General features: G+C 59.9%; 11 protein-coding genes. 1 reads left to right on the top strand and 10 read right to left on the bottom strand.

Annotation, left to right across the window (positions count from 1 at the left end; all coding sequences use genetic code 11):
- Positions 1–8: 8 nt before the first annotated feature.
- A complete protein-coding gene (pgl, locus tag RGV33_RS25700; RefSeq protein WP_322147056.1) occupies positions 9–722 on the bottom strand; it encodes a 6-phosphogluconolactonase in 714 nt (237 codons plus the stop codon).
- A complete protein-coding gene (gene zwf / locus RGV33_RS25705; RefSeq protein WP_322147057.1) occupies positions 709–2,175 on the bottom strand; it encodes a glucose-6-phosphate dehydrogenase in 1,467 nt (488 codons plus the stop codon). The genes pgl and zwf overlap by 14 nt, the downstream gene beginning before the upstream one ends.
- A gap of 218 nt (positions 2,176–2,393) precedes the next feature.
- Between zwf and RGV33_RS25710 the strand changes: the two genes are divergently transcribed.
- Entirely contained in the window at positions 2,394–3,254 is an 861-nt protein-coding gene (locus tag RGV33_RS25710; protein ID WP_176438791.1) for a MurR/RpiR family transcriptional regulator, read from the top strand.
- A gap of 183 nt (positions 3,255–3,437) precedes the next feature.
- Here the strand turns inward: RGV33_RS25710 and RGV33_RS25715 are convergent, their stop codons facing one another.
- From RGV33_RS25715 to RGV33_RS25750, 8 genes are all read right to left on the bottom strand, one after another.
- Complete coding sequence (locus tag RGV33_RS25715; protein ID WP_322147058.1) at positions 3,438–4,283, bottom strand: D-hexose-6-phosphate mutarotase; 846 nt, start codon at positions 4,281–4,283, stop codon at positions 3,438–3,440.
- Between the two features lie 178 nt (positions 4,284–4,461).
- Complete coding sequence (locus RGV33_RS25720) at positions 4,462–5,808, bottom strand: carbohydrate porin (RefSeq protein WP_322147059.1); 1,347 nt, start codon at positions 5,806–5,808, stop codon at positions 4,462–4,464.
- A 104-nt stretch (positions 5,809–5,912) separates the two neighbouring features.
- On the bottom strand, positions 5,913–7,073 hold the full coding sequence (locus RGV33_RS25725; RefSeq protein ID WP_322147060.1) for a sn-glycerol-3-phosphate ABC transporter ATP-binding protein UgpC: 1,161 nt from the start codon (positions 7,071–7,073) through the stop codon (positions 5,913–5,915).
- 2 nt (positions 7,074–7,075) lie between these two features.
- A complete protein-coding gene (locus tag RGV33_RS25730; RefSeq protein WP_088426457.1) occupies positions 7,076–7,921 on the bottom strand; it encodes a carbohydrate ABC transporter permease in 846 nt (281 codons plus the stop codon).
- The gene (locus RGV33_RS25735; RefSeq protein WP_010169866.1) at positions 7,914–8,822 is read right to left on the bottom strand and encodes a carbohydrate ABC transporter permease; all 909 of its coding nucleotides are present in this window, start codon (positions 8,820–8,822) and stop codon (positions 7,914–7,916) included. Before RGV33_RS25735 ends, RGV33_RS25730 begins: the two co-directional genes overlap by 8 nt.
- Before the next feature lie 88 nt (positions 8,823–8,910).
- Complete coding sequence (locus RGV33_RS25740; protein WP_322147061.1) at positions 8,911–10,197, bottom strand: ABC transporter substrate-binding protein; 1,287 nt, start codon at positions 10,195–10,197, stop codon at positions 8,911–8,913.
- Positions 10,198–10,303: 106 nt separating this feature from the next.
- A complete protein-coding gene (locus RGV33_RS25745) occupies positions 10,304–11,563 on the bottom strand; it encodes an AGE family epimerase/isomerase (RefSeq protein WP_322147063.1) in 1,260 nt (419 codons plus the stop codon).
- A 228-nt stretch (positions 11,564–11,791) separates the two neighbouring features.
- Positions 11,792–12,598, bottom strand: coding sequence for an ATPase (locus RGV33_RS25750; RefSeq protein WP_322147065.1), 807 nt, complete (start codon positions 12,596–12,598; stop codon positions 11,792–11,794).
- Positions 12,599–12,609: the final 11 nt, after the last annotated feature.

Consider the following 12,609-nt stretch of genomic DNA (forward strand, 5'->3'; position numbering starts at 1 on the left):
TCCTTGGCTCATGGGCACCAGTAAATCTCTAAAGTAGGTTGCAAAAACGCGCGTATCGGCATGGCAGCAACGTCGTCACTGGCCAGCGCGGCGCTCAAGGTGGTCAATTTCGAACTGCCGGAAATCGACAGTACGGTGTAGTGGGCGGTGGCCAACAACGCGCGACTCATGGTCAGGCGCTGGTGCGGCACGGTCGGCGCCAGCATCGGCCAGCAACGACGGCTGCCATCCGGCTTCAAGGCGTCAGCCAGGTTCGGGCTGTTGGGGAACAGCGACGCGGTGTGGCCGTCGTCGCCCATGCCCAATACCAGCACGTCAATCGCCGGCAACTCAGCCAGCAGGCGATCGGCCTGCTCGGCCGCCTGGTCAAGGGTGGCGGCAACGCTGTACAGGCTCAAAAACTTCGCCTTGGCCGCCGGGCCTTGCAGCAAATACTTTTTCAGCAGGCCGGCATTGCTGTCGGCATGTTCCACCGGCACCCAGCGCTCGTCGGCCAGGGTGATGGTCACCTTGGACCAGTCCAGGCCTTGCTGGGCAAGGTTCTGGAAGAACGCCACCGGGCTGCGCCCACCGGACACTACCAGGGTCGCTTCACCGCGGGCACTGATGGCCGTGCGCAGTTGTTCTGCCACGTCGTTGGCCAAGCCATCGGCCAGCAGCACCGGGTTGCGGTACTCATGGGCCGTCACGCCCTGAGGCAGTTTCAAATCAGATATCGCCATACCAAGACCTCCCGTCCCGCGTGATCAGTGCAATCGAGCTCATCGGCCCCCAGGACCCCGCCGCGTACGGCTTGGGCGCATCACCGGATTTTTTCCACCCGGCAATCAGCTGGTCACACCACTTCCACGCGGCTTCGATTTCATCTTTGCGCACAAACAGGTTCTGGTTGCCACGCATTACTTCCAGCAACAACCGCTCGTAGGCATCGGGAATCCGTGCGCTGCGATAAGTGTCGGAAAAATTCAGTTGCAGCGGGCCGCTGCGCAGTTGCATGCCCTTGTCCAGGCCCTGCTCCTTGGTCATCACGCGCAAGGAAATACCTTCGTCCGGCTGCAGGCGAATGATCAGTTTGTTGCTGATCTGCAAACGCTGCTCGGGGGCGAAGATGTAGTGGGACGGTTCCTTGAAGTGGATGACGATCTGCGACAGCTTTTGCGGCATGCGCTTGCCCGTACGCAGGTAGAACGGCACCCCGGCCCAACGCCAGTTACGAATGTCGGCACGCAGGGCGACGAAGGTTTCGGTGTCGCTCTGGGTGTTGGAGTTCTCTTCTTCCAGGTAACCCGGCACCGGCTTGCCGGCGCTGTAGCCCGCAATATATTGGCCGCGCACAACCTGGGTGGTCAGGCCGTCCGGGCTGATGGGCGCCAGGGCCTTGAGCACCTTGACCTTCTCGTCACGGATACTGTCGGCAGACAGGTCGGCCGGCGGGTCCATGGCGATCAGGCACAGCAGCTGCAGCAGGTGGTTCTGGATCATGTCGCGCAGTTGCCCGGCCTTGTCGAAATAGCCCCAGCGACCTTCGATGCCTACCTGCTCGGCCACGGTGATTTCCACGTGGGAGATGTAGTTCTGGTTCCACTGGGTTTCAAACAGGCTGTTGGCAAAACGCAGGGCGATCAGGTTCTGGACGGTTTCTTTGCCCAAGTAGTGGTCGATGCGGTAAGTGCGGTTTTCCGGGAAAAACTGCGCCACGGCGTCGTTGACCTTGCGCGAGGAATCCAGGTCCGAGCCGATGGGTTTTTCCAGGACAACCCGGGTGTTTTCCGCAAGACCGACCTTGGACAGGTTCTCGCAGATCGCCCCGTACACCGCCGCCGGCGTGGCGAAGTAGGCAATCAGGCGTTGCACGGTGCCGGCTTTTTCCGCCAGGGCGACGTAATCGTCGGCCTTCAGGAAGTCGACGTGCAGGTACGTCAGGCGGGCCAGGAAACGCTGGGCGACGGTTTCGTCGAGTTCCTTGCCAACGTAGCTGCGCAATTCTTTTTCGATGTGGGCCAGGTGCTGTTGTTCGGAACCGGCCTCACGGGCCAGAGCCAGGATGCGCGTGTCTTCGTGCAGGAGGCCCGCGCCATCGAGTTGATAGAGGGCAGGAAATAACTTGCGCAGCGCCAGATCACCCAAGGCGCCAAACAGGGCAAAGGTGCAGGGTTCTACGGTTATCGAAGGCATGATGTTTGTTCTTTTATCAAGTTAAGCTACAAATACCTTTTTTTAAGGCATCACTCAAGGAAAAATGTAGTAATAACCACAACATTTTCCCGAAAAACGTATTCCGAGTGGTGGTGTTCAACTACCCTCAGTAGGATAGGCCACCGCAAAGGGCCGCTCGTCGATTGGTTGACGACCCTTATTTGCATCGTCGCCCTAAGGAAACATGAATGGACCGCGTGCGAAATCTACTGGAACAGATCCAGAAACGCCTCGAAGAACTGAACAAGGCTGAACGTAAAGTCGCCGAGGTCATCCTGCTCAACCCGCAGCAGGCGACCCGCTTCTCTATCGCCGCCCTCGCCCAGGCCGCTTCGGTCAGCGAACCTACCGTGAACCGCTTCTGCCGCTCGTTCGGCGTGAGCGGTTACCCTGAACTTAAATTGCAGCTGGCGCAAAGCCTGGCCAGTGGCGCGGCGTACGTCAGCCGTGCGGTGGAGGCCGATGATAACCCTGAGGCCTACACCCAGAAGATTTTTGGCAGCGCCATCGCCTCCCTCGACAGCGCCTGCCAGGCCCTGGACCCGAACCTGATCAGCAAGGCCGTCGACCTGCTGATCCAGGCCCGGCAGATCCACTTCTTTGGCTTGGGGGCTTCGGCGCCGGTGGCCATGGACGCGCTGCACAAGTTTTTCCGTTTCAACCTGTCGGTCACGGCGCATGCCGATGTGCTGATGCAACGGATGATCGCCTCGGTGGCGCATACCGGGGAGTTGTTCGTGATCATTTCCTACACCGGGCGTACCCGTGAGTTGGTGGAAGTGGCGCGTATCGCGCGGGAAAATGGCGCGTCGGTACTGGGTGTGACCGCCGAGAACTCACCGCTGGCCAAGGTCAGTACTGTGAGCCTGAACATTCCGCTGCCGGAAGACACCGACATCTACATGCCGATGACCTCGCGGATCATTCAGTTGACCGTACTGGATGTGCTGGCCACCGGTATGACCTTGCGCCGCGGGGTGGATTTCCAGCCGCATTTGCGCAAGATCAAGGAGAGCTTGAACGACAGCCGGTACCCGGTTGGGGACGAGCTCAACTAGTTCGGAATCTACAGCGACTGTGCCGGCCTCTGTGGTGAGCGGGCTTGCCCCGCGCTGGGCCGCGCAGCGGCCCCAAAATCAGCCATCTAAATCTGTCTGAAAGATCGCATCGATCTTACTGGGGCTGCTGCGCAGCCCAACGGGGGACAAGCCCCCTCACCACAAAAAGCCATTGCCATACCGCTAAATCCCGGCCCGCGCCTGCAAACTCAAATGCGCCCGTTCCCCCGGCGCCAAACTCGCCCCGGCCATCGCCGACTCCACGCACACAAACCCCGAAGCCTCGTTGAAACTCACCCCCAGCAGCGGCCGGCTTCCCGGGTGCCACACCACCGTGTCGGCGCTGTCGCCAGTGTCGATGCACAGCTCGCGCTGCCAGGCATGGTCTTTAAGGTGCAATTCACCGTCGTGCTGGAACACCCGCTGGCAGCCGCCATCGACCCGCAATTCACCTTCCTGCTGGCAAGCCTGGCGATTGAGCTGGTCGTAACCTTGCGCCCCGTCCAGCCCAGACAGCGCTATCTCACCCACGTTGCCAATCCGCCAGTAGGCGTGCAAAGCATGACTGAGCTGGCACGGCAGTTCGTCCTGATGCTCGGTGGCCAGGCGCAGTTCCAGGGTTTCCCCCAGGTGTGCATGCAGGTCCACTTGCCAATCGCATAGCTTCAATTGCCAGTGCAAACGCACGCCGTCGTCGTCGGTGCTGCTGTCGAGCAGTTTCCAGTCGATCAGCCGCGCCCAACCATGGGACGGCCAGGCGTTTTCGCTGGGATGGCGGCCATACCATGGCCAACACACCGGCACGCCGCCACGAATGGCGCCGACCTGCGGCCACTTGGCCGCGCACCACAGCCAGGGTTTCTGGCCCGTGGGCTGGAAGTGCAGCAGTTGCGCACCCTGGCGACTGAACACCGCCTGGCACAGCGGATGATCGATCACCAGCACATCGCGCATCTGAAAGCGCTCCCAGGCGAATACAGGCCGCTCGCGCAGGGATTTGAAAAAGCGTTGCAGCGGATGCTCATGCATGTGCCACGGTCCTGAATAACTTTGCAGGAGCTGGCTTGCCTGCGATGGCATCGCCTCGGTGTGCCAGAAACACCGCGGGGCTCGCATCGCAGGCAAGCCAGCTCCCACACAAAAAAAAGCGGATAGCCATGGCTATCCGCAAAATGCGCACAGAGAGAAGGAGCTTATCGCAACAGCGTTAGAACGTAGACTGAATTTTCAGGCCCGCTACTACCGCGTTGTCGACTTGCTTAACACCACCTGGGTTGGCGATGTATTGCAGGTTAGGACGCACAGTCAGCCAGTTGGTAACGTGGAAGCCGTAGTTGAGTTCGACGTTGTATTCGGTGTTACGCAGTGGTGCGTAGCCCGATTGGTCGTAATCGGTGAAACCGCCAGCCGCGTTGAGCAACTCAGCGTTTTTCTTCACGTCACTGTTGGCGTGGATACGGGACACACCGATGCCCACGTCATCTTTTGCACGGGCGTCGAATGGGCCTTTATACACAAGCATCAACGACTGGTAGTTGTCGACCAGGTTGGTGTCTTTGTCGTGGAAGGTCACGTTGGCCGCGATGTTCAAGCCGCGGGTAGCGTCGCCATTGTGCGTGGTGAGTTGCTGTTGCAAAACGCCCCAGTAACCGCTTTTGCTGCTGCGAACGCGGAAGGCTGCGCCCGTGGTGCCAGCATCGTTACCGTTAACGTCTTCACGTACGTCGGTAGCGTCGGCGGTGCTCTTGTAGTAACCCACACGGTATTCGCCCGGCAGGCCATTGACCTTAGGCGACCAGACCAATTCCACCGGCAATACGGTGCCCTTGGTGCCGCTGCCGCTGAGTTTGAAGCCGTTGCCGTGCTCCAGTTGCGACGGGTTCTGGTTGTACGCACCGATTTGCGCATACAGCTCAGGCGTGATGTTGTACTTCACGCGGATAGCCGCCTGGCTGACGGGCCAGTTGTACCAGGTGTTTACATAGTTACCGACCTGCGAGCCACAGAACGACAGGTTCTGGAAGTCGCACGGGAAGGTGTTGAAGTCTTCGCCTTCACCGAAGTAACCGAGTTTCACATCCAGCTTGTTGTCGAACATCTGGTGCTGGATCCAGAACTGGGTCAGACGCACCATGTGGCCTCGGCCGTCGACTTCTTGAGACGAACTCAAGGTGCCGGCACGCGGGTCACCGATACGGTCGTTGGAGATGTTCGCACCATTACGATTGGTCAACTGGATCTTGGCCTGGGTGTTATCCCAGCCCCACAGCTTTTGCAGGTCCAGTGCCACGCCCAGACCGAATTGGTCGGCGTAACGGGCAGTCTTGTCGTTGTTGTAGCCACCGCTGAGGTTGCCACCGACTTCACCGACGTAATCCGCCTTGATGTCGATACCTTGCTCGATCAGCTTGGTACGCTCGCCGCCCCAATCACCGGTCATCCATTTGGAATCGGCGCTGAATGCGTCGTCCGCCATCGCATTGGCGGACAGTACCAGGGCTGCTGCTGCTGACAGTTGGCAGATCAGCCGGGTGTTGTTGTGTTGCTTTTTCATCCCTACATCCTCGTCTTTATTGTTATTAACTGTTTTTATCTAACGCGGTTTACTTCTTTGTGGGAGAGCACTCCCACAAAAGCCCCTACACATCATTTGAATCTTCAGCGTCCCTTGAATTGAGCAACGTTGTCGGCACGGTCCTGTGCGGGCAACGAAGTGGCAGTGCCCAGGCGCTCGCCGGTCTTGGCGTCGAACAGCAACACCTTGGCCGGGTCGAACTGCAAGGTCAGGGTCTCGCCCACTTGCGGCGCCACATCGGGCGCCAGGCGGCAGCAGACCTTGGTTTCATTGATTTGCACAAACACCAGAGTGTCCGGGCCGGTCGGCTCGGTGACTTGCACCTCGGCCCGAATGGTCGGCGCGCCGGTGGCTTCGGCGGCGGCCAGCACGATCTGCTCCGGGCGCAGGCCCAGGATCACTTCGCGGTCTTCAAGGCCGGCATCGGTCATGTTCAGCGGCAATTCACAGCGTGCCTGGCCGCTGTCCAGCAACGCCACCAGGCGGCCGTCCTTGCGTTGCAGGCGCAGTGGAATGAAGTTCATCGGCGGCGAACCGATAAAGCTTGCCACAAACAGGTTGGCCGGGTCGTTGTAGATCTCTTTCGGCGTGCCGAACTGCTGGATGATGCCGTCCTTCATCACCGCCACTTTGTCGCCCAGGGTCATCGCTTCGATCTGATCGTGGGTGACGTAGACGGTGGTGGTTTTCAGACGCTGGTGCATCAGTTTCATTTCGGTACGCATCTCGACCCGCAGCTTGGCGTCGAGGTTGGACAGCGGTTCGTCGAACAGGTAGATCTTCGGCCGGCGCGCCAGCGCACGGCCCATGGCCACACGCTGTTGCTGGCCGCCGGAGAGCTGGCCCGGCTTGCGATTGAGCAGGTGCTCGATCTGCAGCAGCTTGGCCACGCGCGCCACTTCTTCATCGATCGCCGCCTGGGGCATCTTGCGAATCTTCAGGCCGAACTCGATGTTCTCGCGCACGCTCATGGTCGGGTACAGCGCGTAGGACTGGAACACCATGGCGATGTCGCGATCCTTGGGGCTCATGCCGCTGACGTCCTGGTCACCGATCATGATCGCGCCGCCGGTGATGTTTTCCAGGCCCGCGATGCAGTTCATCAAGGTCGATTTGCCGCAACCCGAAGGCCCGACCAGGATCAGGAACTCACCTTCCTTGATCGACAGTTCGATGTTCTTCAAGGTGTCCGGCAGGCCGGCACCGTAGGTCTTGTTTACGTTACGAAGTTCAAGCGTTGCCATGATTACCCCTTGACCGCGCCGGCCGTCAGGCCGCGCACGAAATACTTGCCTGCGACCACATAGACCAGCAGGGTCGGCAGCCCGGCGATCATCGCCGCCGCCATATCAACGTTATATTCCTTGACCCCGGTGCTGGTGTTGACCAGGTTGTTCAGCGCCACTGTAATGGGCTGCGAATCACCGCTGGAGAACACCACGCCGAACAGGAAGTCGTTCCAGATCTGCGTGAACTGCCAGATCAGGCACACCATGATGATCGGTGTCGACATCGGCAGGATGATCAGGCGGAAGATCGTGAAGAACCCCGCGCCATCCAGGCGTGCCGCTTTCACCAGTGCATCGGGAATGCTCACGTAGTAGTTACGGAAGAACAGTGTAGTAAACGCCAGCCCGTAGACGATGTGCACGAACACCAGGCCCGTGGTGGTGCTGGCCAGGCCCATCTTGCCGAGGGTGAACGAGGCTGGCAGCAGCACGGTCTGGAACGGCAGGAAGCAGCCGAACAGCAACAGGCCGAAGAACAACTGCGAACCGCGAAAACGCCACATCGACAGCACGTAGCCGTTCAACGCACCGATGGCGGTGGAGATGAGTACGGCCGGCACGGTGATCTTGATCGAGTTCCAGAAGTAACCGTCAACCGTGGCCCAGGCTTTCACCCAGCCGATGCCGGTGACCACGGTGGGCCAACTCAACAGGTTGCCGGTGCTGATGTCTTCCGGGGTCTTGAAGCTGGTCAGCAACATGACCACCAACGGCACCAGGTACAGCAGGACAGCGAGGATCAGCACCGCGTAGATCGCGATGCGGCTCAGGCTGATGGCAGGTTTGCCGGCGAGACTAGTCATTACGCTTGGTCCTTAGCTCGGAGTACAGGTAAGGCACGATGATTGCGAGAATCGCACCGAGCATCAGAATCGCACTGGCCGAACCCATGCCCATCTGGCCACGGCTGAAGGTGAACGAATACATGAACATCGCCGGCAGGTCGGAGGAGTAACCCGGACCACCCGCGGTCATGGCCGCCACCAGGTCGAAACTCTTGATCGCGATGTGCGCCAGAATCATCACCGCACTGAAGAACACCGGACGCAGGCTTGGCAGCACCACTTTCCAGTAGATGCGCGGCATGCTCGCGCCGTCGATCTGCGCCGCACGGATGATCGATTGGTCAACACCGCGCAGGCCGGCAAGGAACATCGCCATGATGAAGCCCGAGGCTTGCCACACAGCGGCGATCACCAGGCAATACACCACACGGTCCGGGTCGATCAGCCAGTCCAGGCGAAAGCCTTCCCAGCCCCAGTCACGCAGCAATTTGTCCAGACCCATGCCCGGGTTGAGCAGCCATTTCCAGGCGGTACCGGTGACGATCATCGAGAGCGCCATCGGGTACAGGTAAATGGTGCGGATAAAGCCTTCACGACGGATTTTCTGGTCGAGGAAAATCGCCAGGGTCACGCCGATCACCAACGTGATGCCGATGAACATGCCACCGAACACCGCCAGGTTCTTGCTCGCGACCCACCAGCGGTCGTTGTCGAACAAGCGCGCATATTGAGCCAGGCCTACGAACTTGTAGGTCGGCAAGAAAGTCGAGTTAGTGAACGACAGCACGAACGTCCACAGGATGTAGCCATAGAAGCCCACCAGAACGATGAACATGCTCGGCGCCAGCACCAGTTTGGGTAGCCAGCGCTGCAGTGCATCGAACGGCGAGGCTTTGCTGAACACAGCAACAGAACTCATGGGAAAATCCAGTACAGGGAAATAGGACTACAGGAACATGCCTTGCAGGGGTTAGGGGTCCCCCCACAAGGCCATTCAGTACTAACCGTTACTTGGCCGACTTGACCGCGCTGTACAGTTGCTTCGCGGTGGTTGCAGGATCAGCATTCGGGTTGTTGATGTAGTTGGTGACAACGTCAAAGAACGCGCCTTGCACGGCCAGGGTAGTGGCCATGTTGTGCGCCATGCTTGGTTGCAGGCCGCCGGTCTTGGCGTCAGCCAGGAAGTCCTTGGCTGCGGTCTGGGCGCAGGAGTCGAAACCGTACTTGCCCATGTCTGCCAGCATGTCGACCCGAACAGGGATCGAGCCTTTGTTGATGCTGAAGACTTTCTGGAAGTTTTCGCTCAACACGACTTTGGCGATGTCCTGCTGGCCAGCAGCAGTGCCTTTGTCTTTCTGCTTGAACACGGCGAGGGAGTCGATGTTGTAGGTGAACGCCTTGTCGGTGCCCGGGAAGGCTACGCACTCGTAGTCTTTGCCGGCGACTTTCTTGGCGGCGGTCCATTCACTCTTGGCCCAGTCACCCATGATCTGCATGCCGGCCTTGCCGTTGATGACTTTGGCCGCTTCCAGGTTCCAGTCCTGGCCTTTGCCGTCGACGTCCATGTAGGTCGCGACTTTCTTCAGCTCGGTCAGGGACTTGATCATTTCTGGGCCGGTCAGGGCTTTTTCGTCCAGGTCGACCAGGGCTTTCTTGTAACCGTCAGCCCCCATGACCGAGAGCACGACTGCTTCGAAGACGGTGCTGTCCTGCCAAGGCTGGCCACCGTGGGCGAGCGCAATGAAGCCGGCTTTTTTCAGCTTGTCGCCAGCGGCGTAGAATTCTTCGAGGGTGGTAGGCGGTTTTTCGATGCCGGCTTTCTTGAAGACTTCCGGGTTGATCCACAGCCAGTTGACGCGGTGGATGTTCACCGGCACGGCGACGTAATCACCTTCGTACTTCACGGTATCGGAGACTTTCTTGTCCAGCAGGGTGTCCCACTTCTCTTGTTTGGCGGGTTCCTTCAGGACGTCGGTATCGAGCAGCCCGGTGGACGCCCATTCCTGGATGTCGGGGCCTTTGATCTGGGCCATGCCTGGCGGGTTGCCAGCAACGGCGCGGCTTTTCAGTACGGTCATGGCAGTCGAACCACCACCGCCGGCGACGGCACCGTCTTTCCAGGTGAAGCCGTCTTTTTCTACTTGAGCCTTCAGGACATCTACTGCCGCTTTCTCGCCACCCGAGGTCCACCAATGCACAACTTCAACCGTCCCTTTCGAGTCGGCGGCAAAAGCATTGAGGGGAAACAACGAGGCAACGGAAATAGCTACGGCGAGGCGACTGATCGCTTTCATCTGAGTACCTTTTTTCTTGTTGTTATGCATGCAAGTCGGTGCTTGCGCTGCAAACGAGTTTAAACAGGGATTTTTCAGGTGCAGGTAACAAAGGGACGCCAAAATGTCACCACTTGGTGACATAACGTCCGGTGGCCACGGCACTGGCCATGCTCGGTGACAAGGGCAGACCCGGCAGCAATACAGACTGCCAGGCGTGGTACAGGTCCGGTTTGCCACCCCAGATCTTGCTGCTGGGCTGGTTTTTCGGGCTCAGTTCGTGGTGCCAGCTGCCGTGGGTGCGGTCGATGAAATGGTTTTCACAGAACTCCCAGAAGCGCCGGTACCAGGTTTCGTAATGCAGCTCGCCCGTGCGTTTGAGCAGCGCCTGGGCAGCGGCGCTGGCTTCGCAATGAGTCCAGTGCAGACGCTCGCGCACCACGGGGCGCTGGCTCCAGTCGAGGGTGTAGACAATGCCCGGGGCGCCGTCGACGGACCAGGCGTATTCGCAGGCACTGGCAAACAGGCCCTTGGCGTCGGTCACCAGCCAGTCAGGCGTGACAAGCCCGGCGTCCAGCCGCGCCGCTTCAAGGTGCAGTACCAGCCGCGCCCATTCGAAGCCGTGGCCAGGGGTGATGCCGTAGGGGCGAAAGCCGTCGGCCGGGTTGTCTTCGTTGTAACCGCGCAAGGGTTGCCAATGGCTGTCGAAATGCTCGATGACGCTGTACTGGTTTTGCGCCGCATGGCGATGGATCACGCGCTCGACGATGCGCAGTGCGCGGTCCAGCCAGCGGGTTTCACCAGTCACATCGGCCAGGGCCAGGAACGCTTCGGTGGCGTGCATGTTGCTGTTGGCGCCGCGATAAGCCTCCACGCCACTCCAGTCCTGGGCAAAGGATTCGAGCATCGCGCCCTCCTCTTCGCTCCAGAAATACTGGTCGATGATGTGGGTCGCGTCGTTAAGTAGGGTTTGCGCGCCGGGAGCGCCAGCCACTACCGCAGAGCTGGCCGCCAGGGCCACGAAGGCATGCAGGTAGGCGGCCTTGCCGGTGTTGCCATCGCGAGCACCGGGCGTGGCAAACCAGCCGCCGTGCTGGGCATCGCGCAGCGGGCCGCTGAGGGCGGCAACCCCGTGCTCTACCAACTCGGCGTAACCGGGCAAACCCAGGCCGTGGGCCATGGCGAAGCTGTGGGTCATGCGGGCGGTGTTCATGGTTTCGGCGACGGCATCAGGCGGCAAGACACCGCGATCGTCGAGATTGCCGAAGCCTTCAGGCAGCCTGGAAGCCTTGGCGAAGGCCAGCAGGCGCTGGCCTTCAGTGGCAAGCCAGGCGTGATGGGCAGGTGCGTTCAGCCAACTACTGGCAGGCAGTGGTTGCGTGGTCATGATTAGCCCTTTTTATTATGTGCGGGATGCCCGGAGTCTAAACAAGGGCGGGGCGAGGGCAAGTAACGAAGGAGGTGGGAAATGTCACCAGATGGTGACATTGATTGTGCCTCTTCCTGTGTAGGAGCCGAGCTTGCTCGCGAAGAACGGCAAAACAACCCGTTTATTCAGAATAAACACGTCATCGTTAACGACCTTCGCGAGCAAGCTTGCTCCTACAGGACGGGCTTACGGCCGTGGCTGGTTGATCTGCTGCTGCAAGTTCTGCACCTGGCTTTGCAAGGTGGTGACGTTGCGCGTGGTCTGGATGCGGAACACGTCGAACTCCTTGTTGGACGGGCCGTCGGAGGCCGCCGGGCGGCTATCCTGCTCGCTCTTGAGCACCACAAGGTCCTGCTCCAGGCGGGCGATGGCAGCAGTGGGGTTGCCCTGTTTTTTCAGGGCAGCGACGTCGGCAGACAGTTCCTTGAACTCGGTGTCGCGGGACTTGAGGGTTGCCACGGCATCGGTCAGTGCCTGCACCTGGCCTTGCAGTTGCGCGTTTGCGCCGGACAGTTGGGCGGTGCTGGCGGTCATTTGCTCAAGGCGTTTATCCAGGTCCGTCGCCTGGCCGGCCACGCCCAGTTGCTGCTTGCCCTGCTCCAGCAATTGGGTTTCCAACTGCTTGATCTGAAGCTTCAGGGCTTCGCTGCCGTTATTCACACTGGCTTCGCTTGCCACCACCTTGCCGGAAATGTCCTGCAGGCGCCCCGCCGCTTCCTCACTGATGCGCGCGAAGCTTTCCTGGGTCGCGACCAGTTGCTGGCCCATCAGGGAGATTTGCTGGAAGCTCCACCAGGCAAGGCCGGCAAAGGCAAACAGCAGCGCGCCGACCAATGCCCACAACGGCCCGGTGCTGGCGCTCTTGACCTTGACCGCAGGCGCTGGCCGCGAGCGCACGGACGTGGCCGCGGTAGGCTCAAAATCATCGTCGTCCGAGGTGTCAGCCCGCAGGCTGGGAACGTTGTCAAAGTCGTCGTTAGCATCGTTACGCATGAATCAACCTT

The organism is Pseudomonas sp. Bout1, assembly GCF_034314165.1.
Taxonomy (GTDB): domain Bacteria; phylum Pseudomonadota; class Gammaproteobacteria; order Pseudomonadales; family Pseudomonadaceae; genus Aquipseudomonas.